General features: G+C 61.0%; 30 protein-coding genes and 2 pseudogenes. 24 read left to right on the top strand and 8 right to left on the bottom strand.

Translation table 11 applies throughout. The features are described from left to right. Window positions 1-318: 318 nt before the first annotated feature. Together KGA83_RS20505 and gspG are read right to left on the bottom strand one after the other, a co-directional pair. Window positions 319-1506 carry a type II secretion system F family protein gene (locus KGA83_RS20505; protein ID WP_108217995.1) on the bottom strand — a complete coding sequence of 396 codons (1188 nt, stop codon included), beginning with the start codon at window positions 1504-1506 and terminating at the stop codon, window positions 319-321. A gap of 14 nt (window positions 1507-1520) precedes the next feature. Beyond that, the gene (gene gspG, locus KGA83_RS20500; RefSeq protein WP_223530694.1) at window positions 1521-1955 is read right to left on the bottom strand and encodes a type II secretion system major pseudopilin GspG; all 435 of its coding nucleotides are present in this window, start codon (window positions 1953-1955) and stop codon (window positions 1521-1523) included. A 194-nt stretch (window positions 1956-2149) separates the two neighbouring features. Here gspG and KGA83_RS20495 point away from each other — a divergent pair, with 194 nt between their 5' ends. The 17 genes and pseudogenes from KGA83_RS20495 (at window position 2150) to KGA83_RS20415 (ending at window position 14935) form a co-directional block, all read left to right on the top strand. Beyond that, entirely contained in the window at window positions 2150-2758 is a 609-nt protein-coding gene (locus KGA83_RS20495) for a lytic transglycosylase domain-containing protein (RefSeq protein WP_108217997.1), read from the top strand. Between the two features lie 352 nt (window positions 2759-3110). Beyond that, window positions 3111-3389, top strand: a pseudogene (locus tag KGA83_RS20490) (hypothetical protein); the annotation flags it as partial. A 42-nt stretch (window positions 3390-3431) separates the two neighbouring features. Further along, entirely contained in the window at window positions 3432-4088 is a 657-nt protein-coding gene (locus KGA83_RS20485) for an SCO family protein (protein ID WP_223530693.1), read from the top strand. Window positions 4089-4090: 2 nt separating this feature from the next. Continuing rightward, window positions 4091-4393: pseudogene (locus tag KGA83_RS20480) on the top strand (SCO family protein); the annotation flags it as partial. A 9-nt stretch (window positions 4394-4402) separates the two neighbouring features. Beyond that, entirely contained in the window at window positions 4403-5686 is a 1284-nt protein-coding gene (locus tag KGA83_RS20475) for an ABC transporter substrate-binding protein (protein ID WP_108218000.1), read from the top strand. Between the two features lie 13 nt (window positions 5687-5699). Then, entirely contained in the window at window positions 5700-5852 is a 153-nt protein-coding gene (locus tag KGA83_RS20470) for a hypothetical protein (protein ID WP_158273956.1), read from the top strand. A 222-nt stretch (window positions 5853-6074) separates the two neighbouring features. Continuing rightward, on the top strand, window positions 6075-6608 hold the full coding sequence (locus KGA83_RS20465; protein ID WP_108218001.1) for a response regulator: 534 nt from the start codon (window positions 6075-6077) through the stop codon (window positions 6606-6608). Window positions 6609-6691: 83 nt separating this feature from the next. Beyond that, on the top strand, window positions 6692-8398 hold the full coding sequence (locus KGA83_RS20460) for a GspE/PulE family protein (protein WP_223530691.1): 1707 nt from the start codon (window positions 6692-6694) through the stop codon (window positions 8396-8398). Next, on the top strand, window positions 8379-9182 hold the full coding sequence (locus tag KGA83_RS20455) for a hypothetical protein (protein WP_223530689.1): 804 nt from the start codon (window positions 8379-8381) through the stop codon (window positions 9180-9182). Before KGA83_RS20460 ends, KGA83_RS20455 begins: the two co-directional genes overlap by 20 nt. A gap of 1 nt (window position 9183) precedes the next feature. Then, the gene (locus KGA83_RS20450; RefSeq protein ID WP_108218004.1) at window positions 9184-9729 is read left to right on the top strand and encodes a PilN domain-containing protein; all 546 of its coding nucleotides are present in this window, start codon (window positions 9184-9186) and stop codon (window positions 9727-9729) included. Next, window positions 9716-10264 (top strand): pilus assembly protein PilO, encoded by a 549-nt coding sequence (locus tag KGA83_RS20445; RefSeq protein WP_108218005.1) that lies wholly within the window; start codon window positions 9716-9718, stop codon window positions 10262-10264. Before KGA83_RS20450 ends, KGA83_RS20445 begins: the two co-directional genes overlap by 14 nt. Next, a complete protein-coding gene (locus KGA83_RS20440; protein ID WP_223530687.1) occupies window positions 10264-10782 on the top strand; it encodes a hypothetical protein in 519 nt (172 codons plus the stop codon). Before KGA83_RS20445 ends, KGA83_RS20440 begins: the two co-directional genes overlap by 1 nt. Continuing rightward, window positions 10779-12605, top strand: coding sequence for a secretin N-terminal domain-containing protein (locus KGA83_RS20435; RefSeq protein WP_108218007.1), 1827 nt, complete (start codon window positions 10779-10781; stop codon window positions 12603-12605). The genes KGA83_RS20440 and KGA83_RS20435 overlap by 4 nt, the downstream gene beginning before the upstream one ends. A 2-nt stretch (window positions 12606-12607) precedes the next feature. Further along, entirely contained in the window at window positions 12608-13081 is a 474-nt protein-coding gene (locus tag KGA83_RS20430) for a type II secretion system protein (protein WP_108218008.1), read from the top strand. A gap of 4 nt (window positions 13082-13085) precedes the next feature. After that, a complete protein-coding gene (locus KGA83_RS20425; RefSeq protein ID WP_108218009.1) occupies window positions 13086-13460 on the top strand; it encodes a type II secretion system protein in 375 nt (124 codons plus the stop codon). Next, window positions 13435-13974 (top strand): type II secretion system protein, encoded by a 540-nt coding sequence (locus tag KGA83_RS20420; RefSeq protein WP_108218010.1) that lies wholly within the window; start codon window positions 13435-13437, stop codon window positions 13972-13974. The genes KGA83_RS20425 and KGA83_RS20420 overlap by 26 nt, the downstream gene beginning before the upstream one ends. Before the next feature lie 637 nt (window positions 13975-14611). Further along, a complete protein-coding gene (locus tag KGA83_RS20415; RefSeq protein WP_223530686.1) occupies window positions 14612-14935 on the top strand; it encodes a DUF6124 family protein in 324 nt (107 codons plus the stop codon). Between the two features lie 132 nt (window positions 14936-15067). Here KGA83_RS20415 and ppnN read toward each other — a convergent pair whose 3' ends face one another. Beyond that, a complete protein-coding gene (gene ppnN / locus KGA83_RS20410) occupies window positions 15068-16441 on the bottom strand; it encodes a nucleotide 5'-monophosphate nucleosidase PpnN (RefSeq protein WP_108218012.1) in 1374 nt (457 codons plus the stop codon). A 235-nt stretch (window positions 16442-16676) separates the two neighbouring features. Here ppnN and KGA83_RS20405 point away from each other — a divergent pair, with 235 nt between their 5' ends. After that, a complete protein-coding gene (locus KGA83_RS20405) occupies window positions 16677-17204 on the top strand; it encodes a DUF3087 family protein (protein ID WP_223530684.1) in 528 nt (175 codons plus the stop codon). An 84-nt stretch (window positions 17205-17288) separates the two neighbouring features. Then, window positions 17289-18833, top strand: coding sequence for a sensor domain-containing diguanylate cyclase (locus KGA83_RS20400; RefSeq protein ID WP_223530683.1), 1545 nt, complete (start codon window positions 17289-17291; stop codon window positions 18831-18833). A 78-nt stretch (window positions 18834-18911) separates the two neighbouring features. Here the strand turns inward: KGA83_RS20400 and KGA83_RS20395 are convergent, their stop codons facing one another. From KGA83_RS20395 to KGA83_RS20385, 3 genes are all read right to left on the bottom strand, one after another. Next, window positions 18912-19274 carry a DUF2784 domain-containing protein gene (locus KGA83_RS20395; protein ID WP_223530681.1) on the bottom strand — a complete coding sequence of 121 codons (363 nt, stop codon included), beginning with the start codon at window positions 19272-19274 and terminating at the stop codon, window positions 18912-18914. 60 nt (window positions 19275-19334) lie between these two features. Further along, a complete protein-coding gene (gene dapA / locus KGA83_RS20390; protein WP_223530679.1) occupies window positions 19335-20210 on the bottom strand; it encodes a 4-hydroxy-tetrahydrodipicolinate synthase in 876 nt (291 codons plus the stop codon). A gap of 285 nt (window positions 20211-20495) precedes the next feature. Then, on the bottom strand, window positions 20496-21431 hold the full coding sequence (locus KGA83_RS20385) for a sensor domain-containing diguanylate cyclase (protein WP_223530677.1): 936 nt from the start codon (window positions 21429-21431) through the stop codon (window positions 20496-20498). A gap of 167 nt (window positions 21432-21598) precedes the next feature. Between KGA83_RS20385 and KGA83_RS20380 the strand changes: the two genes are divergently transcribed. The 3 genes from KGA83_RS20380 to KGA83_RS20370 all read left to right on the top strand — a co-directional run bounded on the left by KGA83_RS20380 (window position 21599) and on the right by KGA83_RS20370 (window position 22820). After that, entirely contained in the window at window positions 21599-22297 is a 699-nt protein-coding gene (locus KGA83_RS20380; RefSeq protein ID WP_223530675.1) for an AzlC family ABC transporter permease, read from the top strand. Next, window positions 22297-22608, top strand: a complete 312-nt coding sequence (locus KGA83_RS20375; RefSeq protein ID WP_177413237.1) for an AzlD domain-containing protein — start codon at window positions 22297-22299, stop codon at window positions 22606-22608. The genes KGA83_RS20380 and KGA83_RS20375 overlap by 1 nt, the downstream gene beginning before the upstream one ends. A 65-nt stretch (window positions 22609-22673) precedes the next feature. Then, entirely contained in the window at window positions 22674-22820 is a 147-nt protein-coding gene (locus tag KGA83_RS20370) for a hypothetical protein (RefSeq protein WP_008051909.1), read from the top strand. A gap of 203 nt (window positions 22821-23023) precedes the next feature. Here the strand turns inward: KGA83_RS20370 and KGA83_RS20365 are convergent, their stop codons facing one another. Next, the gene (locus KGA83_RS20365; RefSeq protein ID WP_108218021.1) at window positions 23024-23704 is read right to left on the bottom strand and encodes an SOS response-associated peptidase family protein; all 681 of its coding nucleotides are present in this window, start codon (window positions 23702-23704) and stop codon (window positions 23024-23026) included. Window positions 23705-23901: 197 nt separating this feature from the next. Between KGA83_RS20365 and KGA83_RS20360 the strand changes: the two genes are divergently transcribed. Continuing rightward, entirely contained in the window at window positions 23902-24801 is a 900-nt protein-coding gene (locus KGA83_RS20360; RefSeq protein ID WP_223530673.1) for a polysaccharide deacetylase family protein, read from the top strand. Window positions 24802-24833: 32 nt separating this feature from the next. Here the strand turns inward: KGA83_RS20360 and KGA83_RS20355 are convergent, their stop codons facing one another. Continuing rightward, window positions 24834-25718: a LysR family transcriptional regulator gene (locus tag KGA83_RS20355; protein ID WP_223530672.1), complete on the bottom strand. Its 885-nt coding sequence runs from the start codon at window positions 25716-25718 to the stop codon at window positions 24834-24836. Window positions 25719-25845: 127 nt separating this feature from the next. Here KGA83_RS20355 and KGA83_RS20350 point away from each other — a divergent pair, with 127 nt between their 5' ends. Continuing rightward, complete coding sequence (locus tag KGA83_RS20350; protein WP_177413234.1) at window positions 25846-26994, top strand: muconate cycloisomerase family protein; 1149 nt, start codon at window positions 25846-25848, stop codon at window positions 26992-26994. Window positions 26995-27000 lie beyond the last annotated feature (6 nt).

The following is a 27000-nucleotide window of genomic DNA, read 5'->3' as shown; positions in this document are numbered from 1 at the left end:
TACCTCCACCACCACCACCACCACTTCCGCCACCGCCACCGCCACTACCCCCATCCTTGGCCTGAGCACTGGATACCCCGGACAGGTTGTCCGGAATCAATACAGTAGACGCCGACAGAACCGCGCCAATAGCTACTGCCAGTAAAAGCTTATTGATGAGCATGTCGTTCTCCGTCTTCTAATTCAGATTGGAACGTGGATGAACATTGCAAGTGCTGCTTTTTTTCCCATGGGAACTTGTTAAACACTTCGACGGACTGGTTTATTCAATGGGAGGTTGAAAAGATGCAACGGGCAGCACGGCCCTGTTCCATCCGGTCAGTGAATACTCGAGGCCAGTTCAAAAATCGGGATGTACATCAGGATCACGATCACCCCGATCAACAGGCCGATGAAGGTCATGAGCAGGGGTTCGAACAGCCGTACGAACCATTCGATCCAGCGGCCGATTTCTTCGTCGTAGAAGTCGGCACTGCGCTCCATCATCTGCCCGAGGTTGCCGGACTGTTCGCCGGCGCGCAGCAGGCGCAGGGATACCGGAGTCACCAGGTGATTGAGTTCCAGCGCGGTAGAAAGCGAGTGCCCCTCGCGCACCCGGTCGCAGGCCTGGTCCAGGCGCGCGCGGGAGGCGACGCTGAGCAAACCACGGACCATGCCCATGGCGGTGACCAGGGGAATGCCGCCTTGCAGCAGTATGCCTAGCGAACGGTAGAAGCGCGCCAGTTCATACATGAAGATGCGCTGGTGCACCGCGGGGAGTTTTTCGATCAGGCGGTCCAGCCCCCGACGAAAGGCCGGTTGGCGCTGGAGCAGGGCGAGGGCGACGATGATGGCCAGCAAGCCACCGAAGAATTCGCCCTGGTGGGTGTGCAGGAACATGCCGCTGCTCATCAGGATCTGCGACATCCACGGCAGGTTCGACCCCAGCCCTTCGAATACCAGGCTGAAGCGCGGTACGACGTAGCCCATCAAAAACAACACCACGCCACCTCCCACCACCAGCAACAGCATGGGGTAGATCGATGCGCTGACGATCTTCTGGCGAACCTCGTCCATGCGCTGGCGATAGCTGACATACCGGCCCAGGGCATCGCCCACGGCGCCGGTCTTCTCACTGGACTGCACCAGCGCCACGTACAAAGGCGGGAAAACCGCCGATAGCTGCCCCAAGGCCTGGGAAAACGATTTGCCCTCGTACAGCAAGCGCACCAGCTCGCTCAGGGTCTTGCGGGCTTGTGGCGCGTTTTCCTTTTCCGCCAGGCTTTCCAGCGCATCGATCAACGGCAGGCCGGCGTTGAGCAACGTGGTCAGTTCCTGGCTGAACAATACCAGGTTGAAGGTCTCGCGCTTGTGCAGGCGCAGGGCCCGCCAATGTCGCTCGGCGTGCAGGCTGACGACTCGCAGGCCCTGGTCTTCGGCGATGCGCCTGGCTTCGCTGTGCCCCGGCGCCTCGATGGTCATTGAGACGACACCGGCCTTGCCAACGGCTTTGAGATGAAAGCGCATGGTCGCCTTTCCCGTCAGTTCCAGTTGGTGACTTCGGCGTTCTCGCCTTCGCCGCCGGGCTGTCCGTCCTTGCCCAGGGACAACAGGTCGTACTCGCTGTTTTCACCGGGATAGCGATAGCTGTAGCTGTGGCCCCAGGGGTCTTGCGGGAGTTTTTTCTGCAGGTACGGGCCGGTCCAGCGCGGTTCATCGGCAGGGGCAGTGACCAGCGCCTGCAAACCCTGTTCGGTCGACGGGTAGTGGCCGACCTCCAGGCGGTAAAGGTCCAGGGCTTTGCTCAAGCCTTCTATTTGCGCCTTGGCCACTTTCACTTCGGAACGGCCCAGTTGGGCGAAGTACTTCGGCGCCACGATGCCGGCCAACAGTCCCAGCACTACCAGTACCACCAACAGTTCGAGCAGGGTGAACCCGCTTTGGGGGCGCCGGGCATAGCCCAGATGCTGATTCATGATGACCTCCCACAGTCGACAGCAGAGTCTCTATACAGGCGCATGCAATTGCCATGCTCATGACTGGACATCCTTCTGCACCCCCTGTGCTACGGGCCTTTCACTTACGGCACGGTGCTTGCGTATAGCTATTTTACTACCGGCCATTGGGGCAATACCCCCATTTTTCGGGGCCAGGCAGGGGAGGCAAAACAATGAAAGCCATCACCGCAGGATTGCTCGGATTACTCGCGCTCGCTGGTGCCGCACAGGCTGATGTGTTCGTTTCCCTGGACGCCAAGGGCAACTATGTCCTGTCCAATGTCCACCGCCCCGGACGCCACTATGAACGGGTGATCCATGAACCCGATGCGGCGCTCGTCAGTCTCGATCAGCAGCCGCAGATGATCGCCGCGCAACCCTACGCCGAGCTGGTGTCGGCGGCGGCAACGGCCAACGAACTACCGGCGGCGCTGCTGCACGCAGTGATCAAGACCGAGTCCGGCTACAACGCTCGCGCTACCTCACCCAAGGGCGCTCGCGGACTGATGCAGTTGATGCCCAGAATCGCCCGCGAAATGGGTGTGACCAACGCCTACGACCCCAAGGCGAACATTCAGGGTGGCGCCCGCTATCTCAAGCGCCTGATGACGATGTTCGACAACGATATCCGCCTCGCCGTGGCCGCCTACAACGCCGGTCCGCAAGCGGTGCTCAGCCGGGGCAACAGGATCCCGCCGTTCGCCGAAACCCTGCGTTATGTGCCCAATGTGCTGAACCACTATCGGCGTTTACAGGGGTTGTCCGCGGATGCGCCGCTGTGATCGAAACCCCGTGGATGGTTTTCCCCAATAGTGGGGAATGGTGGCCCTGGCGAGAAAATGGGGGATTGGGTGGGGAATATCCCCCCCGACTTATCAAATCGTGATCGTAACCAACTGATTAGTAATGTGATTTTTTGTGGCACGCGGATTGCTCCGGACAATTTATCGAGAAGAGTTCCCCGATAACCCGCAGTGAGGCCCGAGTCCAGGATCGGCATATCCCACGCTTCATCCTTGATCAATTTGCTGCGGGCGGCTGCCGGCGATTGCCTGACCATCAATCTGCAGAACCCGCAGACCTCCCACAAGGGTTGGGCAAGGCAGGAACAGATCGATAAAGAGGATTGTTGTTATGGACAGGACCACCACATTCGCTGGCAGCGCGGTGATTCTCGGGATGGCCTTGATCGGGTTCGGGGTATGGCGGACCGCGCCCCCGACTGCGCTCAACGAAATCACCTTGCCCGATACCTGGAGCGACCGGACGCTGGAACGTGACGGGATTTCGGTGGCCCTCGATGTAAAGCCACTGGCCAAGGACGGCGTACTGCGTGAGGGCGGCATTGCCGACGTGCAATTTCGAGTGACGGACAAAGCCTCCGGTCAACCCTTGTCTGGCGTCGCGCCGGGTGTTCGGGGCATTCCCGGCGATACCCACTGAGAGGAAGCTGACATGAACCGATTCGCGCATCGCGGCCTGCTGACGTTCGGCCTGTTGGCCTTCGGTATCGGCCAGGCGCTGGCTCACTCGGCGGACGAGCACACCGGGCAGGACATGGCGGCCAAAAAGGCCAGCCCGGAGACCGCCCGGATCAAGTTTGCCGACGTGACCCTGCTGGACCAGAACGGCAATGTCGTCAGCCTGGAAAAAGACCTGGTGAGCAACAAGATCGTGGTCATGGGCTTCATCTACACCAGCTGCACTACGGTCTGCCCGGTGGTGTCCTCGATCATGGGCAAGGTGCAGAAACAGTTGGGCGCGCGGGTTGGCACCGAGGTGCAACTGGTGTCGATCAGCATCGACCCGCAGCGTGATGATCCCCAACGCCTGAACGACTACGCCCGCACCTTCCAGCAGGGGCCGGGCTGGAGCTGGCTGACCGGTTCGCCGCAGTCGGTCACTGTCACCCTCATGGGCCTGGGCGTTTATAGCGGTGACATCGAGAACCACTCGCCGCTGATTCTGGTAGGGGATGGCAACAACCGTTTCTGGACCCGCTACTACGGTTACACCGACCCGACGGAGCTGGCCCGGGCCGTCGAGAAACTCAGTGGTGAACGCAACGCCCACGCCAAGCACACCGCCATCGCCATGGAGCATCAGCCATGAGAGGCATCACCTTTATTTCCCTTACCAGTGATCCGCTGCGGGACACCCCGGCGGAACTCAAGGCTTACACCTTGAAACAGGGCGTCGATGAGCCCCACTGGTTTTTTCTTACCGGCGACGAGGCGCAAATGGACCTTGTCTTGGGTCGCATCGGCCAGATCGTGCCGACCCCTGAGCAACACTCCACCCAGTCGATCGTCGGTGACGTGGCGAACAAGCGCTGGAGTAAAATCCGTCTCGATGCTCCGGCAGCCGCCATTGCCCAACGCTTGCAGTGGCTGACAATGCCCGTGGCCGGTCGCTGAGCCACGGCCATGAATACTGCCCTCGTCCTTGGCCTGCTGCTTTTGGGCAGCATCGCGCTCGGTGCCCAGGCGCTGCCGCTGAGTCTCAGCGAAAGTGCCGGCAAGCGGTTGTACCGCGAAGGCGTGTCCGCCAGCGGTGAGCCGAACATGGCCCGGGTCGGCGCATCGAACAGGGTGCTGCCGGCCAAGCGCCTGGCCGAAGACCGCGATCCGGGCCTGACCCCCGACAGTCTGTACCTGGGCACGTTGTTGCCGGCCACCGGGCCATTGAGCGAGGAGGGCGCCACGGTGGCGGCGGTGCTTAAGGGCTGCGTCGCGCGTATCAACGAGGCGGGCGGAATTCATGGCCGGCAGTTGCGCCTGACCATCCTCGACCCCGGTACCGACCGCGCCAGTGCTGAAAAGGCGCTGGACCGGCTGATCGACGAAGAACAGGTATTTGCCCTGATCGCACCGCTGGCACCGGCATTGGACGTGGACCTTGCCGTGCGTCTGGAGCGGGCCGGCATCCCCCTGATCGGGCCGCTGTCCTTGCAGGGCACGCCCCACACCAGCCGGCAGATATTCGAACCGCTGCCGGGGCTTCGCGAGCAATTGATCGCCCTGGCCGAGTACGCCGGTGCCAGCCTGCGGGTGCTGCAGGGGCCGACGCTGATCGCCTATCCGGACGACTCCGGCCAACGGCTGGCGGCGCAGGAGCTCAGCCAGTACTTGCAGGGGCACGCCTGGCAACAGGTGCGGCTGCAAGCCTACGACCCGACCAGGGATGATTTGCCCTTGGGCTCGCGCTCGGTATTTTACCTGGGCAGCGGCAGCGACTTCAGTCGTCTGGCCGAGCGCTTGCAAACGGCGGGGCAGGTGCCTTACCTGTTCGCCGCCTCGAACCAGGTGGCGGGCAATCTGATGCAGGTGCCTGAGGGATTTTCCCGGCGGGTGTTCCTGGCCTATCCGTTCGTGCCCAGCGACTGGACCCTGGCCGGGCGCCAGGCCCTGACCCGGTTACGCGAACACCAGGGCCTCGGCGGCCAGCACACAGTGCTGCAAGTGGGCGCGTTCAGCTCGATGATGCTGCTCAGCGAAGGCATGAAGCAGGCCGGGCGGGATGCCAGCCGCGAGAAACTGGTCAGTGCCCTGGAGGGCCTGCATGACTTCGATACCGGGCTGACGCCACTGATCAGCTTTGGTCCTGGCCGACGCCAGGGCTTGAGCGGTGCCCATATCGTCACGGTGGATCTGCCGGGCCAGCGTTTCTATCTGGTCGCCCCCTATAAACCCGTTGCTGCAACGCCCTGACTGGAGGCCGATCATGAAGTACAACAGTTTGCTGGTCCTGCTGCCGCTGTGGCTGCCCGGTGCAGACACTTCCACTGTCGAAGCCGCGCGACTACGCTTAACCGGGACGAATTCATTGGCGCCATTGCGCTCGCGCAATCGAATCGAGCGAATTGACGATGAATAGGGGATTTCCCCAACATTGGGGAAAAAACGACAATGCCAATCCGGTCGCTTTCCCCATTTTTGGGGGATGGAATGGCTGTACAAGAAGGCATTGTCTTTGAATTCAAGGGCATGAAGACCTGAAATAACCGGTGTCCAGCCTGGCGTGAAGTGTGCATAAGCCCTGTCAAGGCGTGCACTCAGCCAGGTTCAAACCCGGACCTGAGGTTTCAAGGAGTCCACCTTGTTAAACAAAGTACTGGTTGTTGATGACGAACAGTTGCTGGCGGAAAACCTCCAGGGTTACCTGCAGGCGCAGGCACTGGAAGTCCGGATTGCCCACGACGGTGCGCAAGGAATCGCTGAAGCCGACGATTTCGCACCCGATGTGATGGTGTTCGATTACCGCTTGCCTGACATGGAAGGTTTTCAGGTGCTCGATTCCGTTCGCCAGAACAGGATATGTCATTTTGTGCTGATCACAGGGCATCCCACCGCAGAAGTCTGCGAGCGGGCCCGGCTAATGGGAGTCAGCCATATCCTGTTCAAACCCTTTCCATTGGTGGAATTGGCCCGTGCAGTGCTTGATCTTCTGGGCAGGCGGCGCGACCCCAAATCGGGTGTGAGCACTTGCAAAGGATTCGTCGAACGACGCCAGAGCAAGACCGAAAGTTTCCCGCTGCAGTTGTACGACGGTAGTTGGGTGCTTGCAGATCGCCGAAAAAGTGCATCGGCCTCCATGGCACCAGACGACGAACAATTGCTCACCGGGGAGTAGTGGCGCGACAGGACGTTCCGGCCCCCGCCGAAATGGCTCGCCGCGCCGACAGGGCTCAAAGCCCCGGGCGTTGGAGAGCAGCCATGGACCGTCTATCCCTTGCAGTAGAACCGGCGCAACCGGGATGCGTACCGACTCGCTTCACCAGTGAACAACTGGCCCAGGCCCGGGCCCTGGCGACCAGTTCCGGCGAGCGCATGCTCGATGCCCTCGCCGCGTTGAGTGAACTGGCTCCCATGCCCTTCATCCAGTGCCTGGGCATCACCTTGCATTATCCGGTGCTCGACACCGACAGCCTGTTCAAATCCACGCCGGTGTTCGACCGGGTGACCCTGGCCCAATGCCTCAAGCGCGAATTCATCCTGCTGCGTCATAACGATGCGGTCATCGGTGTGTTCGCCGACCCCTTCGACAGTGCGCGTCTGGCCTGGATCGATGAATGCCTGCAAGGTGCGCCGCTGTACCTGGTGCATGCCGATGACCTGAAGGCCTACCTGGCGCGTCACGAAGAAAGCTTCCATGCGGTGGAGTCGCTCAACGCCCAGAGCGACGTCGGCGCAGAAATCGATAACCTGCAAAGCCTGTCCCTGACCAGCATCAGCGAAGATTCCAGCGTGGTGGTCAAACTGGTCAACTCGACCCTGTACGACGCGCTGAAAATGCACGCCAGCGACATCCACCTCGGCACCACCGGCAGCGGTCTGGTCATCAAGTACCGGATCGACGGCGTGCTCAACAACATCAGCAAGATCCAGGGCAACGAGTTCGCCGAGCAGGTGATTTCCCGGGTCAAGATCATGGCCGAACTGGACATCGGTGAAAAACGCGTGCCTCAGGATGGCCGCTTCAAGATCGGCATCAGTGGCCGGCAGATCGACTTCCGGGTGTCGATCATGCCGAGCATTTTCGGCGAAGACGCAGTGCTGCGGGTGCTCGACAAACAAGACCTCGCCGACAAGGTCTGTGGCGTGCAATTGCAGGCCCTGGGTTTTGAAGAAGAAACCCTGCGCCAGCTGCGCCGGCTGGCCGCCGAACCCTATGGCATGGTGCTGGTGACCGGGCCTACCGGTAGCGGCAAGACCACCACCCTGTACGCGATGATCACCGAGATCAACCACGGCGTGGACAAGATCATCACCATCGAAGACCCGGTGGAGTATCAACTGCCGGGCGTGCTGCAAATCCCTGTCAACGAGAAGAAAGGCCTGACGTTCGCCCGGGGTCTGCGCTCGATCCTGCGCCATGACCCGGACAAGATCATGGTCGGTGAAATCCGTGACCCGGACACCGCACAGATCGCTGTGCAATCGGCGCTCACCGGTCACCTGGTGTTCACCACCATCCACGCCAACAACGTGTTCGACGTGATCGGTCGTTTCACCCAGATGGAAATCGATCCCTACAGCCTGGTCTCGGCACTCAATGCCGTGCTGGCCCAGCGGTTGATCCGCCTGGTCTGCACCAGTTGCAGCAGCCCTTACAGCCCGACAGAAGAAGAGCTGGAGGTCTCGGGGCTTGATCGACAAAAGGTCGCTCATTACCGGTTCGTCCACGGCAAGGGCTGCGGGCATTGCCGGGGCACCGGTTATCGCGGGCGTAGCGCGATTGCCGAGCTGCTGCACCTGGACGACGAACTGCGGCAAATGATCGTCGAGCGCCAACCCATTTCGAAAATCAAGGCCCATGCCTGTAAACGTGGCTTGCGCCTGTTGCGCGAGTCGGCGCTGGAGATGGTGGAACAAGGCCGGACCACGCTCGAGGAGATCAATCGTGTCACTTTTGTCTCGTGAGCGATTCGTCGCCGTGCTCGGCGCCAGCGGTGTTGGCCTGGGGCAACGGCAAGGCAGTGCAATCCGTTGGCTGGGCAGCGTCGGCTACATCGACGAAGGTTTCCAGGCCTGGACGGTGGCGCTCGACACCCTCGACCATTTGCTGGCCGATCACACCTTTGCCAGGGCGGAACTGACCGTGGTGATCTCCGGGCACTTCAGCCGCTATTGCCTGGTGCCCTGGAGTGAGCAGATCAGCAGCCCGGCCGAATTGCTCGGCTTCGCCCAACTGTGTTTCGAAGACCTCTACGGTGCCCCGACGCAACCCTGGAGCCTGGTGCTCTCGCCTGAGCCCGCCGGTTACGACCGCATCGCCACCGCGCTGCCCCAGGACTTGCTCGAACGCCTGCGCACCCTGGTCAGCGCGCGCGGATTGCGCCTGCGTTCGGTGCAGCCGTACCTGATGGCGGCGTTCAACCATTTCGATAAAAGCTTTGAGGCCGGTGACTTCCTGTTCGTGGTCGCCGAACCGGTACGCAGCGTGTTGCTGCTGGCCCGGGAAGGGCGCTGGACCTCGGTGCGTTCGGTGGGCAGCAGCGACAGCGATGCCGCGCTGACTGCGCTGATCGGCCGTGAAAACCAGTTGCAGGCTTGCTCGAGCGAACGACCGTTGAATGTCTACCTGCATGCACCGGCGCGCATCGAATCTCCTCCCGACGTGCCCGGTGTGCATCTGCGCAACCTCGAAGAAGACCGGACAGCCGTACGCGATTGCCTGTACGTCATGTCTCGGGCGGTGGCCTGACATGCGCCCCCTGATGCTCGACTTCCAGCCGCGGCGTCGTTCAGGTCCCTTGGGCTGGAGCCTGCTGGCCGGTGGCGTGGTGCTGACCCTGACTTGCGCCTTGGTGCAACAGCATCTGAGCAACGAGGCCGAACAACAGCAAGGCCACCTGCAAACCACACAGCGGGTGCTCACCGGCGATACCGGCAGCAAGCTCAGCCTGACTCCGGCGCAAATCCGCGAGCAGGCGCAGAACCTGGCCGAAATGCGCAAGGTCTCCCAGCAGTTGCGCCGTCCCTGGGAACGTTTGTTCGCCACCCTAGAAGCCATGCCGCGGGACAACATTGCCCTGCTGACCCTGACCCCGGACGCCCGCAAAGGCCAGGTACGGATAAGCGCCGAGGCGCTGGACCTGGACGCCATGCTCGATTTCCACCGCCGTCTCGAAGCCAGCGACGAGTTGTCAGACGTGTCGCTGCTGAGCCACGAAATTGTCGCCAACGTGCCGGAACACCCGGTGCAGTTCAACCTGTCGGCTACCTGGGAGATCGGCGATGCAAATCCATAAATTGATCGTCCACGAATACCTGCAAGGCCTGGGCGTTCCGGGGCTGGCAGGGCTGGCCATGCTGGTGTTGGCGCTGAGCTATGGCCTGGTCGGGTTGCTGCCGGACTGGGAGTCGCTGCAAAGCCTCAGCCAGCAGACTCGCGAGGCTACCGAGTATCTGGCCAAGGTCGAAGACGGCACCGTGGCGGCACCGGTGGTGCCGCAGCGTCAGCTCGACGATTTTCGCAGCAAGTTGCCGTCCCAGCCTCAGGCCACCGTGGCCATCGACAAGATCTATGCCCTGGCTGCCCAGGAACGCATCACCTTGTCCCGGGGTGAATATTCCCTGGGCGTGGACCCCAAGACACACCTGGCCCGTTATCAGATTCTGCTGCCGGTACGTGGCAGCTATCCGCAACTGCGGCGTTTCCTGCATGCCTTGCTCGGCCAGCTGCCGGCGGTGGTACTGGAGGATGTGGAGTTTCAGCGCAAGAAAATCGCCGATACCGAACTGACCGGGCGGATCCGCATGACCCTTTACCTGTCGAGGTCATGATGAATACCAAGCGAGTGGTGGGTTGGGTGGCGTTCTTCGCTGTAGCGGCAGCGCTGGCCTGGTTCCCCGAATACTTCAAACAGGCTGACGACAGTGACCCTGTGGTGGCCAGCGTGGCCACGCCAGCCAAGGACAAGGCCCCAGGCGCATCGGCGGCTGCATCGAGCGCCGCGGCACAAGTGCCGATCAAGGACCTGAGTCCGGCAGGCGATTTGTTCGCCGCCCGCAGCTGGAAAGCGGAGCCGGCCCCCGGCACCGTCACTGAACAACCGGCCGTCGTGGCTCCGGTGGTGCAAAGCCCCACTGCACCGCCGTTGCCCTTCCAGTTTGTCGGCAGGCTGGATGACCGTTCCGATCTGCAGGTTTTTTTGCAGAACGGCGAAAAAATCTACGTCGTGCGCAAAGGGGATGTGATCGACAAAACCTGGCGGATCGAGCGGATCTCCGATGTGGAACTGAGCTTGGTTTACCTGCCTCTGCATGTATCGCAGACCTTGCCTGTGGGGAGTACGGAATGAACAAATCCCGTTTGCTGATGAGCCTGTGTCTCTGTGCAGGGCTGGCCGCGTGCAGTTCGGCAGAGATTGCCAAGGACGAAGCTTCCACCCTGATGGAATCCGGCCAATACGAAGCCGGTCTGGCTCGCATCGAACAGGGATTGCGTGAAAACCCTCGCGATACCGATTTGCACATGGCTCTCAACAGCGGACGGGCCCTCGCCGTGAAGGCGTTGCTGGCCCAGGCCGACATGGACCGCGCCCAGCGTAATTTCGCCGGGGCCCGCATGACTTACAGTCGGGTCTTGAACATTGAACCGAACAACCGCCGTGCCCAGGACTCCCTGCGCCAACTCGACTACCTGCGCAGCATGGACGAGAAACTCGAACTGGCCCGTGGAGACCTGCGTCGCGGTGACATCTACGGTGCCGACCGCCAGGTCAAACAGATTCTCGAACTGGACCCGAAGAACGACGGAGCCCTGGAACTGCAAGACAGCATCCGCCTGGTGCAGAGCCGCAACGTGGTGCAGTACCCGCAGCTGCGCACGCGTCTGGACCGGCCGGTGACCCTGGAATTTCGCGACGCCAACCTCAAAACCATTTTCGAAGTGCTGTCCCAGGTCGCCGGCCTGAACTTCATCTTCGACAAGGACCTGCGCCCGGACATGAAAGCCACGATCTTCGTGCGTGAGGTCCGTATCGAAGACGCCGTGGAGCTGTTGCTGCAACAGAACCAGCTGCATCAGAAAGTGGTGAATGAAAACACCTTGCTGATCTACCCGGACTCGCCACAGAAGATCAAGGATTATCAGGAGTTGGTGATGCGCACCTTCTACCTGACCAGCATCGATGCCAACACGGCGTTGAACATGATCAAGACCATGCTCAAGACCCGCGACGTGTTCGTTGACGAGCGCCTCAACACCCTGACCATGCGCGATACCGGTGACGCGGTGCGCATGGCGGAAAAGCTCCTGCAATCCCAGGATCAGTCCAATCCGGAAGTGGTGCTGGAAGTGGAAGTGATGGAAGTCGCCCGCCAACGCATTCTCGACCTTGGCCTGCAATGGCCCAACACCTTCGGTGTGGTCAACACCGACGGCTCGCCAGTGACCATTCTCGATCAACTCAAAGGCATCAACTCCGGCCGGATTACCATCTCGCCGTCGCCGCAGGCCCAGATCAACGCCCAGGACAAAGACGTCAACACCCTCGCCAGCCCGGTGATCCGGGTGAGTAACCGCGAGCAGGCGCGTATCCATATCGGTCAGCGCGTGCCAATCATCAGCGCCACCTCGGTGCCTTCGACCCAGGGTCCGGTGATCACCGAAAGCGTGACTTACCTCGACGTCGGTCTCAAGCTCGAAGTGCAACCCATCGTGCACCTGAACAACGAAGTGGCGATCAAGATCGCGCTGGAAGTCAGTAACGCCACGCCGCTGACGCCGACCGCTCAGGGCACCGTTCCGGTCCAGGTCGATACCCGCAACGCCCAGACCACCTTGCGTCTGCATGACGGCGAAACCCAGATCCTCGCCGGGCTGGTGCGCAACGACCACGGCGCCACCGGCAACAAGATCCCAGGCCTGGGCGACATTCCCGGCCTGGGTCGCCTGTTCGGCAGCAACAAGGACGATGTCAGCAAGTCCGAACTGGTGCTGTCGATCACCCCGCGGATCGTGCGCAACCTGCCGTACCAGAGCCCATCGGACATGGAATTCCCGACCGGTACCGAAACCAGCATGCACATCCAGGCACCGGACCGTTCGATGAGCACGACGGTTCAGACCGGCCCGATGAGCCCACCGATCGCCACCACCGTTACTGTTGGGAAGCCTTGATCATGAACGCCTCACATCGCGGTTTCAGCCTGATCGAAGTCGTGGTGACGCTCGCCCTGGTCAGCCTGCTGGCCGGCATGGCCGCACCGCTGACCGAGACGGTGGTGCGCCGGGGCAAAGAGCAGGAACTGCGGACTGCGCTGTACCAGATCCGCGATGGCATCGATGCCTACAAACGCGCCTTCGACGCCGGCTACATTGAGAAGTCGCTCGACAGCAACGGCTACCCGCCGAACCTGAAAGTGCTGGTCGAGGGTGTGCGTGACGTGCGCAGCGCCAAGGGTGCCAAGTTCTACTTCCTGCGGCGTATCCCCCATGACCCGCTGGCACCCGTCAAGCGTGACGACGAGGGCGGCTGGGGCCTGCGTTCCTATGACAGTTCCGCTGAGAACCCGCGGGAGGGCCAGGACGTCTTTGACGTTTACTCCAAGGTCCGGGGCAAGGGTCTCAACGGTATCGCCTACCGAGAGTGGTGAGCCTATGCGTCGGCCAAAGGGTTTTACCCTCATTGAACTGATGGTGGTCTTGGCAATCATCGCGACCCTGATGACGATCGCCTTGCCACGCTACTTCAACAGCCTGGAGACCTCCAAAGAGACCACCTTGCACCAGAGTCTGTCGACCATGCGCGAGGCGCTGGATCACTACTATGGAGACACCGGGCATTATCCCGATTCCATCGAACAGCTGGTCGAACTGCGCTACCTGCGAAGCCAGCCGCTGGACCCGATTTCCGAGCGCAAGGACACCTGGGTCATCGTCGCGCCACCGGATGGCGTGGCGGGCGGGGTTGCCGATATCAAGAGTGGGGCCAGCGGGAGGGCGCGAGATGGCAGCCTTTATTCCGAGTGGTAGGCCATCGGGTCAGGATGGCTTTACCTACCTGGGTGTGCTGTTTCTGATCGTCGTGATGGGCCTGGGCCTGGCCAGTGCCGGCGAGTTGTGGGCTACCGCTGCGCGCCGCGATCGCGAAAACCAGTTGCTCTGGGTCGGTACGCAATATGCCCAGGCGCTACGCAGCTATTACCGCAGTTCGCCCGGTGTGGCCCAGTACCCGAAAGAACTGGCGGACCTGTTGCAGGACGAGCGTTTTCCGGAGGCCAGGCACCATATCCGGCGGTTGTACCCGGAGCCGATGACAGGTGGCGAATGGGAGCTGATACGCGGTATCGACGGACGGATCAGCGGTGTGTACTGCCCGTCCACAGAGAAGCCGCTCAAGCAGGTGAATTTTCCCAGCGAGTGGTCAGACTTCAACGGCATGGCCAGCTACAAGGACTGGCAGTTCGTGGCCGAGAAAGTCTCCCTCGAAGATACCGCCGGGCCGCCGAAAGACCCGTCCACCTCGCCTCAGGCATTGCAGCCTTGAACCGCCTTCGCGAGCGTGCTCGCGAAGGCGGCCTGACAGCCAACACATTTCCGCCAGATGTACCTGGTCCAATTGTAGGAGCGAGCCTGCTCGCGATGACGGCCTGACAGCCGACGAATAGTCCTCTGGCTCACACCACCAATGTGGCGAGGGAGCTTGCTCCCGCTCGGCTGCGCAGCAGTCGCACATCCATTCAATGAGGTCTGTCTGACAAACCGCATTGTCTGATTTCGGGGCCGCTTCGCAGCCCAGCGGGAGCAAGCTCCCTCGCCACATTGGTGGATGACAGATAGGGCTGTAGGACCAGGAGTGAGGCTACACCGCCTTGCGTCGTTGCCTACAACTACGCCAGAATCCGCCGGCTTGTGGGCCTTGGACCCTGACTCTATCGTTGCCGGGTCGCTGCAAATTCAGCGATCGGGTTTCGCAGCCCAGGTTAATCAAGGCGCTCAGCGCCACCGTTTCCTTGCAGTTGGCGCTTTTTGTTCGCCCACTGCTTTGTGTTATGGCGGCTGTGCGCGGGAGGCTTTCGGGTCTGCCGGGTTCCTTGATTCCCGGTCTGCGAACCTGCGTATGGCTGCCACCTTCTTCGTTTCGCAGCGAATCGTGGCGGCTCCATCAATCAAGGAGTTTCGTCATGGTCAAACCCACACCCAATCCCCCCGAATCAGAAACCGATACCACTCAACGTGCATCCGGTCTGCACCTCAAACCCGCCATCCTCAAAAACAACGCACCGCACAATCCCAGCACGATGTTCACCATCGCACCCGGTATCGATACCGAAAGTTTATTGGCCCACGCCTGCGAATCGCTGGCCTCAGCAAGCGTCATGGCCAGCGATTTCGCAACATTCCTGGACGGCCCGCAGCGCAGCATGTTGTTGGGTATCCAGCAGGTGATCATGCTGGCCGACCTGGCAGTCAACCGCGCACTGGATAATATTGCCCCACTGGATTAACCGCTGAGCTTTTGTGGCGAGGGGGCTTGTCGGACCGCCGCACCGCCACAGGAATTCGTGTTTGTCAGGATGTGGTGATCCATTGTGGTGAGAGGGCAAGCTCCCCTCACCACAGCGTGTGGACCAGATTGGCTACGCCACCACCCGATAACACGGCACATACGCCGCCCCACCCGGCAGTTTCATGCGGTGCTGGGCGACGAAGGCTTTGAGCAGCAGGTCCAGCGGCTGCATGATCGCCGCGTCGCCACGGATCTGGTACGGCCCGTGCTCTTCGATCAGGCGGATGCCCTTGTCCTTGACGTTGCCGGCGACGATGCCGGAGAACGCGCGGCGCAGGTTGGCCGCCAGTTCGTGGGACGGCAGGTCGAGGCTCAGCTTCAGGTTGGCCATGTTTTCGTGGGTCGGGTCGAACGGGCGCTGGAAGCCTTCGTCGATTTTCAACAGCCAGTTGAAGTGAAACGCGTCGTTGCGCTCGCGGCGGAACTGCTTGACCGCCTTGAGGCCCTGGGTCATCTGGCGCGCCACTTCGGCCGGGTCATCGATGATGATCTGGTAGAGCCGCTTGGCGGCGTCGCCCAGGGTCGCACCGACGAACGCGTCCAGTTGTTCCAGGTACGGTGCGGCGTGTTTCGGCCCGGTGAGGATGACCGGGAAAGGCAGGCCTTCATTGCCCGGGTGCATCAGGATACCCAGCAGGTACAGGAACTCTTCGGCCGTACCGGCGCCGCCCGGGAAGATGATGATGCCGTGTCCGACACGGACGAAGGCTTCCAGGCGTTTTTCGATGTCCGGCAGGATCACCAGCTCGTTGACGATCGGGTTCGGCGCTTCGGCGGCGATGATTCCGGGTTCGGTCAGGCCCAGATAGCGGCCGCCGTGGATGCGTTGCTTGGCGTGGGCGATGGTCGCGCCTTTCATCGGGCCTTTCATCACGCCGGGGCCGCAACCGGTGCAGATGTCCAGGCTGCGCAGGCCCAGTTCATGGCCGACTTTCTTGGTGTATTTGTATTCTTCGGTGTTGATCGAGTGCCCGCCCCAGCACACCACGATCTTCGGCTCGACGCCGGGACGCAGGGTGCGGGCGTTGCGCAGCAGGTGGAAGACGTAGTCACTGATGCCCTGGGAGTTGCTCAAGTCGATGCGTTGGCTGTCGAGTTCGTTTTCGGTGTAGACGATGTCACGCAGGGCGCTGAACAGCATTTCCCGGGTGCTGGCGATCATTTCGCCGTCAACGAAGGCGTCGGCCGGAGCGTTCAGCAGTTCCAGGCGTACGCCGCGGTCCTGCTGGTGAATGCGGATCTCAAAATCTTTATAGGCTTCAAGAATGGTCTTGGCGTTGTCGACATGGGCGCCAGTGTTGAGGATGGCCAGGGCGCACTGGCGGAAGAGGGTGTAGGTGCTGCCGGAACCGGCTTCGCTCAATTGCTGGACTTCCCGTTGCGAGAGCGTTTCCAGGCTGCCTTTGGGGCTGACGGAGGCGTCGATAACTTGGCGTTGGGTCATTCAATGATCCTTAAAACGATGTCATTCACACAGCAACCACGAATGGCATCCGAATGATGTGTATTCATGAAAGAAGATGGCACGAACTGCATGGTCTCGCCATGTCCCCCCGCTTGACGATGAAAAGATGAAAAGGAGCCCCAGCATAGCTAAATCCCTCGCAGAGGCGATAATGGCTCGCAGTCTTTTTGCCTCAGCCCCCTTTTTACCATTGAAGTTCAGGAAACCCGACGCAATGTTCGAAATCCAGTCGATGAACGCCGACACCTACCGGCAACAGACGCGGCGCAGCACGGTCATCCTTGCCCTGATCTTCCTGGCGCTGGCGATGGTGCTGTCCACAGCGGCGGTGGCTCTGTTCGGCACACCGGGGGGCGACAATCTGCGCTTCAACGTCGGTGGCCTGTTTGTGGCCGTGCTGGCGATGGCGGTGCTGATACGCAAAGTGTTCTGGCGCCAGGCGTGGATGGCGCCGGCGGTCTACTGTTGGCAGCTCAAGCGCAGCCTGATGAGCATCACCAATGTCATGCATCATGTAACGGCGGCCGTGGAACAGGGTGATCCGGTTGCCATGAAGCTGTTGCGTTTCTACCATCTGGGGTTGAACCAGATGCATCAGCTCGATGGTAATTCAAGCGACCATGACCAGTTGATCCGTGAAATGGACCAACATAAGGCGCGGATGCAAGCGCTGGGCATCGATACCGGGCAGAAGTGGCTTGATCCGGCGTGGCTGGAGGCGGTAAAGCAGGGGACGCGCTAACATCATTGCGAGCCTGTAGCAGGCATAGTGAGCAAAAGCGGCGATCAGGAAGACTCGCCCTGTCACAGACAATCAGGGAGCACCATGCGACATCCGTCGATCAACGATCCTATTGAAATGCTCCGGCCAGCCGTGCCCCGACTCAAACTCCGTTCGGCGGTGATCCTGCTGGCGGCGGTGTGCCTGTCGATGATGGCGATCGTGATCTGGGAGGTCTGGAGTTCGCGCCAGTACCTGCTGCATGACAAGGAAGTGGCGATGTCCAACCTTGCGCAGACCCTGGCCTCGCAAGCGCAGGCAACGATCAAGCAGGCCGACACGCTGCTGTTCACCCTGGTCGATCGGCTGGAGCACGAAGGTGTGGATCAATCCCGGCTGCCACAACTGCTCAACGTCCAGCGCCGTGAGTTGAGCCAGCTCCACGGCCTGTTCGTTTACGATGAAAAAGGGCAGTGGATCGCCAACTCCAATGGCGCCGGCCAGACCGGCGTCAACAATTCCGACCGCGAATACTTCATCTTCCATCGCGATAATCCCAGCCGTGGACCGCACATCGGGCCGTCGATCAAGAGCCGTTCGAGCGGTGAATGGATCATGACGGTTTCGCGCCGGGTCAATCATCCCGATGGCAGCTTTGCCGGGGTGGCGCTGGCGACGATTTACCTCAGCCATTTCCTGCAACTCTACGACAGCATCGACATGGGCAGTAACGGCGTGATCAACCTGATCACCGACAATGCCAGCATTGTCATCCGCAGACCCTTCAAGGAGACGGATATCGGCTCCAGCCTCGCCAAGAGCCCATTGTTCACTCAGTTGTTGCCCAAGGGCGACGCTGGTACGGCCACGATCAGGTCGATTGTCGATGGTGTCGAGCGGGTGATAGGGTACCGCCGGGTCGAGGGTTATCCGCTGATCGTTTTTACCGCGCTGAACAAGGATGAAGTGCTTGCCAGCTGGCGCAAGGAAACGCTGCTCAGCGTCTGCATCGTCACGCTGTTGCTGAGTTTTCTCGGGGTACTGGGGTTGCGGCTTATCAAACTGATGAAGCAACAGAATCTGGTGCAGGTCGAGTTGCTGGACACCCAGGACAAGCTCCTGGAGGTCAATCGCAACCTCGAGGGCCTGGCCCTCAAGGACGCACTGACGGGGCTGGCCAACCGGCGCCAGCTCGACGCTTTCATCGATGCCGAGATGGGGCGCGCCCGACGCAGCCAGGCCGGGTTGGCGCTGCTGATGATCGATGTCGATCATTTCAAACCGTTCAACGACCGCTACGGCCACCTGGCCGGTGATGAGTGTTTGCGCAAGGTCAGCGCGATCATCACGGACAACATCAAGCGCCCCGGTGACCTGGCCGCCCGTTATGGTGGCGAAGAGTTCGCCGTGGTGTTGCCTGGCTCCGACTACGTGGGGGCATTTCTGGTGGCGGAGAAAATCCGCCGCGCGGTGCTACAGGCCGACATTGCCCACAGTGACAGCCCGCAAGGTGCCGTGACCGTCAGCGTCGGCGTGTGTGCCAGCAATGCCGATTCCCAGGTCCGCCCCGAAGACCTGATCGGTGCGGCAGACAAGGCGCTGTACGTGGCCAAGGCCAGTGGGCGGAACATGAGCGTGATTGCCAACTGAGGGTCCGGCGTCAGGCAAACCGGTCCGTTCCCTGAACCAGCCACCCGCCCAGGGCGCGACCGTCTGGCTGTTGAAGATTCAGGCGGCCCATTGCCGGATCACTCGAAGATAAACCAGTACGTTGATCACCAACACCACGGCGCCCAATCCCACCTGAATGCCGGGTGTCAGCCCGGCCGGGTAAATCACGGGCCAAATGTAATGCTCGATGAATCCACCGCCATAGCCGGTTTGCCCGGCCCCATGATGCATGCGGTTTTCCCAGTCGGTCAGCGGGCAGGGCAGGTGGAAGAACTCCACCGCCATACCCCACAACGCGGCTGGCGGATGCCACCAGATCAGGTGGCGCCATTTGAGTACCAGCAACCCGCCGAATAACACAAACACTATGAACAGCAAGTGCAACAGCATCAGCCCGTCGGCGGCGATTCGGTACAGCATGTCGGTGCCTCTGAAGGCTGAACGAATCGCTCCATGGTACTCGGGCCGCAGGCCGGCGCTCTATCGATTGTCGCGGCCCAATGCGCTGAGTACGCCTTTCAAACGCTCGGTCATCGAGTCACTGCTGCGTTGCATCGGTGCGCGCAGCTCGTCGCCGATCAAGCCTTGCAGGGCCAGCGCGGTTTTCACCGGCGCTGGATTGGGCTCCAGGAACAGGCTGTTGATCAGCGGCAGCAACCGGAAAAACGTGGCGCGGCCCTCGGCCAATTGGTTGTCGCGGATCTGCCGGTGCAATTGCACGAACAGTTCGGGATGGACATGCGCCGACGCGGCAATCGCACCTTTGGCGCCCAGGCACAGGGCGTTGAAGATCTGGTTGTCTTCGCCGCACAGCACGTCGACATGGCCGCTGTTGAGCAAGGCGAGGGTGTTCGAAAAATTACCGCCGCAATCCTTGATGGCGACGATGCGTTCGTGGGCGACGATGTTGAGCAGGGTCGCCTGTTCGAAGGCCACGCCGGTCCGGTAAGGGATGTCGTAGAGAATCAGCGGAACGCTGGAGGCATCGGCGACCGTGCGGAAAAACGCTTCGAGGCCGGCCTGGGACGGGCGGATGTAATACGGCGCTGGCACCAGCAGGCCAGCCACCGGGCGCTTGAGGATCTCGCTCTGGAACTGCAACAACTCGGTCAGATTATTCCCGGCCAGGCCCATGACCACCCGTTGCGCCGGCACCAGCTCCAGCACCGTATCGAGCACCGCCAGTTGCTCATGTTTGCCCATCGCCGCCGGTTCGCCGGTGGTGCCGCAAACGATGAGACCGTCGACGCCTTTTTCCAGCAGATGGCTGACCAGCCGGCGCAAGCCGACGAAATCGATGGCGCCGTTGTGGAAGGGTGTGACCAGTGGAACCCAGATACCTTGAAACGCTGACATGCACTTTCTCCTGATGGTTGACCGATTTCGTCACCGTCAGGGGCATGGAAGGAGAGTAAGCAAGGGGAGGGTGGTCCGTCGCGCTCAATGTCCTGTCAGCTCATCTGACGGGACAGCGCGCCCCGGTCACATGAGCGACTGTTTCTTCGATTTGAGGGCGTGCGCAACGCAACCTTGCGCCTTGGCAATCAAGCCAATGACGGAAGTGTTGAGGTTGAAGGTTGCGGACATACTTGTTTACACCCTGAGTGAGGCGCCCAGTTTTAAAAGCTGGAGCGCCGTTTGTCAATCACGAAAATCAGTGAACTCGGCGCGCATCCGGCCATTGTGCTTGGCCTTGTAGAGCAACAGATCGACCTGTTCGACGAACTCCAGTGCCGTCGCATGCACCGAAACGCCGGTGGTGCCAACACCGAGGCTGACGCTCAGCAGGTTCGACACCCCGGAGAACTCATGGGGAATCTGCTGCTGGCGAATCAGGTGCAGGCATTTATGTGCCACCAGCCGGGCGGATTCGGCATCGGTTTCCGGGAGTAGCCAGACGAATTCTTCACCACCGATCCGCGCGATGAAATCCCGTGGCCGATTGGCCGCCAGCGACAGGGTTTGCGCGACGCGGCGCAGGCATTCATCGCCCTTGATGTGGCCGTAATGGTCGTTGTACTGCTTGAAGTAATCGATATCCAGCACGATCACCGACAATGGCAAACCGGTGCGCTGGGCGTGGTTCCACTCGCGCTCCAGCACGGTGTCGAACATGCGCCGGTTGGCGATGCCGGTCAGGCCGTCCTGGAAGGAATATTCTTCGAGCTGCTTTTGCAGGCGGATCAGGTGTTCTTCGGTTTTCTTGCGTTCGCTGATGTCGAACATGAAACCCACCAGCGCCTCGACTTCGCCGTTCGTGCGCACCACGTGCACCACATCGCGGATCCACACGTACCCGCCGCTTTCGGTGAGTGCGCGATAGTCGGCTTCGTGATCGATACCGGCGCGCGATTGCGAGACGCAGAAGTCCATCACGTAGTCGCGATCATCCGGGTGCATGCGCTCGATCCAGTCATTGACCGAAAGCCAGCTGTCCTGTTTCCAGCCGAGCAATTGCTCGATCTGCGGCCCGATGTAGCTGAAGGTCATGGTTTTCCAGTCGATGCGCCAGGGAATCGCCCGGGTCGACTCAAGCAGGGTTTTATAAACATCGCTGTCGGTTTCGACTGAACTCATGAAGGGCCTGCCTCGATGAAAGTGCAGCGCCATCATGTTGTTACCACTTTGGTGAATCAAGCGGGCAGCCGATGAATGGCACGTTGTCTATGAGTGAGCAAGATTGTTCAAGCCTTCGGCCGCGACAGCTGGCACAGTCCGGGGTCTTTCCCTGTCTGTAGAGCGTTATGTCCAACTCAATCATGCCGCGCAGTGCTTTTTTGCGCGGCGCTGCGGCGATCATGCCGTTGTCCCTGGCCACCGCGCCCTGGGGCTTGCTGGCCGGTTCCATGGCCATCGAGGCCAACCTCACGCCCCTGCAAGGTCAGGGCTTGTCGGGCATTGTGTTTGCCGGTGCCGCGCAACTGGTGGCCATCGGCATGCTCAAGGGGGGTGCCGGGATTTTTTCGATCTTGCTCACCACGCTGCTGCTGACCTCCCAGCATCTGCTCTACGGGATGAGCATGCGCTCGGTGATTTCGCCATTGCCGGGGCGCTGGCGTGCAGGGCTGGGGTTCTTGCTCACCGATGAGCTGTTCGCCTTGACCAGCCAGCACGACAAACAGCAGTTCAACCGCTGGTACGCCCTGGGCGTGGGCCTGACGTTCTACATCGCCTGGAACCTGTTCACCCTGGCAGGCATCGTCCTTGGCAGCAGCATTTCGGGCCTGGAACACCTGGGCCTGGACTTCTCCATCGCGGCCACCTTCATTGCCCTGATCACCCCGGTGGTACGCAACGTGCCGACGGTGGTGTGCGTGGCGGTGTCGCTGTTCTGCTCGGTGTTGTTCAGTTACTGGCAATGGGGCTCGGCGCTGGTGCTGTCAGGGCTGGCGGGCATGGCCGCCGGGTTTGTCTGCAATAAATTCTACGGTGGACGCACATGATGGTCTGGGCAGTGATTGTCGGAATGGGCGTGTTGGTGTTCCTCAACCGCTACGTTTTTCTGGAACCGCGACTGCCGGTGCGCTTGAGCAGCAATGCCCGGCAATTCCTCGGGTTTGCCGTGCCGGGCATGTTGACCGCGATCTGTGGGCCGATTGTGTTCATGCCGGAAAAACAGCTGAACCTGCACTGGGACAATCCCTATCTGATCAGCTCACTGGTGGCGGTCGCTCTGGTGCTTTACACGCGCAATACGTTGCTCAGCATGCTGTTGAGCATGGGCTTCTTCTTTTTGTTGCGCTGGTGGTTTTGAGCGGGGCAGGGGAACTGATCTAAACTTGAAATTGATGACCGATCCCTTCAGGAAGCGAGGTGAACATGGCCAATGAACCCAAGCAACCGGACCTGGAAGAAGACGAGGACGAACCCACGGAGGAAGAGATTGAGCAGCAGAAGCGTTCGGTACCGGACTGGAAGCATCCCGACGACGGTAAGGAACTGTCAGAGCCTGACCGCAAGTTCTGACCGGCACGCGAATACGACAAAGCCCCGCTCAATGGCGCAATGCTGATTCTCTGTAGGAGCGAGCTTGCTCGCGATGGTCGTTAACGATAACGCGTATTTACTGGCTATACGCGGCGCTCTTGAGACCATCGCGAGCAAGCTCGCTCCTACAAAAAAGAATCAGCATTGCGCCATTGAGTGGGGCTTTGTCGTCATTGACAGGTTCATGGAATTTCCTTGATCAGCGCGGCGCCCTGGTTCCTGACATTGCCAACGGCCTTGTCGACCTTGTACCACTCAAATACGTTACTGGCCTCGCCCTGGGATAACGCCATTTCCTCGGCTCGTTCCTTGGGCGTGGCCGGGTCCAGCCATTCCCGCGCCAGTTCGGGCGAGAACACCACCGGTCGCCGGTCATGCACATCGAGCATGCCACCGGCGCTGTCGGCCGTCAGGATGACGAAACCGTCGTGCTCCCTGTGGGGGGCTCCGCCGATGGGGTATTGACCGATCGCCGCGCAGAAAACCGGCGCCCGATTGCGTCGCCGGATCAACCACGGTTGTTTGTTGCCGTCACCGGCGTCGACCCATTCGAACCAGTTATCAATCGGGCAGATCGCGCGATGGGGCCAGATCGCCCGAAAGTACGGGCCATGGGCGACTTTCTCGACCCGGGCATTGACCGGTTCCGTGCGATCCGTCGCCCAGTGCGGTCGCCAACCCCAGCGCACCAGGTCGGCGTGCAGCCGCTCGTTCTCCAGATGCAGCAGGGCGAGTGGCGTGGTGGGCGCGGCGTTGTAGTGCGCCAGGGGCTCGTTACCGACGCGGTTGATCAGCGCGTCGGGGATGCTCAGCACCGCCACGAAGTCGTGGATTCCGCGGTATTGCGACAGTCGTCCGCACATGGCCTGACACCCAGGTTGAGCATTTTTTTCAGTTTAGTTGGTGGCGACGAAACGGGCCTGGCAAGCACTGGAACCAAACTCTGTGTACCTTATCCAACCTCGGCCCGCCGTCTCGATGCGGGCCAACGACGGATGAACGGGCGAAGGATTCCTGCCAGTTGAAGTATCGACCGTGATGGTCTGGCCCAAGGCAAAAGATGAAACAATTGTTCAAGTGTTTAACGGTGTGCGCCTTGGCAGTGGGTCTGCTGGGGTGCATCGCAGCACCGATCGAAATGACTGCGCAGACTGAACAGCGTTTGCACGAGCAACCCCCCATCCGCTTTCTGCTGACCTTCGATGACGGTCCCAGTGCATCGAGTTGGTGGAATCCGACCGTGACGGTGCTCGAGAGCCTGGCGCAAAACCCGCTGCAACCGGGCATCAAAGCCGTGTTCTTCGTGCAAACCCGCGCACCGCGGGCTGGCGGCAGCGAGCTGGGCCGGGACATCATGCGCCGCGAACACGCCGAAGGTCATATCCTGGGTTTCCACACCGCCACGCCCTGGCACACCAATCATCGCTCGCTGGAGCCCCAGGAGCTGGAGCAGTCCCTGACCGATGGCAGCGCCGACATCGCGGCGATCACCGGCGCCCCCCCAACCTTGCTGCGCCCGCCATTCTGGAACTACGACAAACGCACCTTCGCCGCTTATCAGCGGCATGGCCTGCATGTGCTGTTGACGGACTTGAGCGCCAATGACGGCAAGATCTGGGGCTTCAACGCCAGCCCCCGACGCCGGTCGCACATGCTGCGTTCGATGTCCGAGGTCCGCGAACGCATTGCCCGCGGCGAACTGCCGGTGGTCGATGGGGTGATTCCGGTGGTGGTGACCTTCCACGACCTCAACCGTTATACCGCCCGGCATACCCGTGAGTACCTGCAGATTCTGCTCGACAGCGCCCGGGAGACCGGAGTGCAAACCGCGGACAAGCCGTTTTACGAGGATCAGGCCGCGTTACTGCGGGCGGCCATGGCGCGAACCGTGCGCGACGATTCGCAGCCGGTCGAGTTGCCGGGGTTCTGGAACTGGATCTGGAACAGCAATTCCCGGTAGGAGCTGCGGCAGCTCCTACAGGTAATCACCGTTTAATCTTGTGGCAATAGCTCATCAATCATCCGCAAACAATGGTTCAACCCCGGCGACACATCGCCCACCCGTCGACTGAGAATGATCGGCGAGGTGGCGTTGTCTTCCAGCAGCGGGGTGAAGCCGATGTCGTCGCGGTGCAGCAACTGCACCGAGGCGGGCACCAGCGTGACCCCGATGCCTGCCCCCACCAGGCCGATCGCCGTTTGCAGCTCGTTGGTCCATTGCGCGACGTGGATGCGCACGCCATAGGACTCGAACAGGGCAATCACATGGTCGGCGTAACTCGGCCGTGGGTTGCCGGGGTACAGCACAAAGGGTTCCTTTGCCAGCTCCCGCAGGCTGATGGGACCGGCGAGCAGCGGGTGCCCGGCGGGCAGGGCGGCAACCAGGCGGTCTTCGGTGAGCACGGTCTGGACGATGGCCGGGTCGTCGATGCGGATCCGGCCGAAACCGATGTCGATGCGTCCGGCCTTGAGCGCCTGCACCTGTTGCAACGTGGTCATTTCCGACAGCCCCAGCTCCAGCTCCAGCGGCTCGCCACTGCGTAACCGCCGGATCAGTTCCGGCAGCACGCCGTACAGTGTCGACGGCGCAAAGCCGATCCCCAGCCAGGTCTTTTCACCCAACCCGATACGCCGCGTGTTGTCGCAGACCTTGTTCAGTTGTTCGAGCAGGGCGGTGGAGTGCTCATGGAAAAACCGCCCGGCGTCGGTCAACTTCAGCGGTCGGCCGCGCTCCAGCAGCATCACCCCCAGTTCGTCCTCCAGTTGCTGGATCTGCCGGCTCAGGGGCGGTTGGGCGATGTGCAACAGCTCTGCGGCGCGGGTGAAGTTGAGGGTTTGAGCCAATACCTGGAAATAACGCAGGTGACGCAGTTCCATGGAGCCTCCAGACGCGGATCGGTTGCATACCTTTAAGGTATCAAGCCAGACCAATTCTATATTGGCTTCAGGAAAAAAGCCGTACGAGAATCGATTCCAGAACTCCAAGAACCTGATGGGTATCGAAATGCTAGCAACCGCCATTGAGTCGATCGAGACGATCATCGTCGATCTGCCGACCATCCGCCCGCACAAGCTGGCGATGCACACCATGCAGAACCAGACCCTGGTGATCATTCGCGTGCGTTGCGCCGACGGCATCGAAGGCATCGGCGAATCCACCACCATCGGTGGCCTGGCCTACGGCAATGAAAGCCCGGACAGCATCAAGACCAACATCGACACGCACTTCGCACCGTTGTTGATCGGCCAGGACAGCGGCAATGTCAATGCCGCCATGTTGCGTCTGGAGCGCAGCATCCGTGGCAACACCTTCGCCAAATCCGGTATCGAAACCGCGCTGCTCGACGCCCAGGGCAAACGTCTCGGCCTGCCAGTGAGCGAATTGCTAGGCGGCCGGGTTCGCGACGCGCTGCCCGTGGCCTGGACCCTGGCCAGCGGCGACACCGCAAAAGACATCGCCGAAGCGGAAAAAATGCTCGACCTGCGCCGCCACCGCATTTTCAAACTGAAGATCGGTGCCGGCGAGGTCAATCGCGATCTGGCCCACGTCATCGCCATCAAAAAAGCCCTGGGCGATCGTGCCAGTGTGCGGGTCGACGTCAACCAGGCGTGGGACGAAGCCGTCGCAATACGTGCCTGCCGAATCCTCGGTACCAACGGTATCGACCTGATCGAGCAACCGATCTCGCGCAACAACCGCGCCGGCATGGCCCGCCTCAACGCCATGAGCCCGGCGCCGATCATGGCCGACGAATCCATCGAATGCGTGGAAGATGCGTTCAACCTGGCCCGCGAAGGTGCGGCCTCGGTGTTCGCCCTGAAAATCGCCAAGAACGGTGGCCCACGCGCTGTATTGCGCACCGCCGCCATCGCCGAAGCAGCCGGCATCGCCCTGTACGGCGGCACCATGCTTGAAGGTGGCTTGGGCACCATGGCCTCGGCCCATGCCTTCGTCACCCTGAACAAACTGGCGTGGGACACCGAGCTGTTCGGCCCGTTGCTGCTGACCGAAGACATTCTCAGCGAACCGCTGGTGTATCGCGATTTTGAACTGCACGTACCGAAAACACCGGGTCTGGGCCTGAGCCTGGATGAAGAACGCCTGGCGTTCTTCCGCCGCGACAAGACATCGACTGCCATTCATCAAGCCTGAGGAGAG

The organism is Pseudomonas sp. GL-R-19 (assembly GCF_019956375.1).
GTDB lineage: Bacteria > Pseudomonadota > Gammaproteobacteria > Pseudomonadales > Pseudomonadaceae > Aquipseudomonas.
This window is presented reverse-complemented; position numbering and strand designations above follow the sequence as displayed.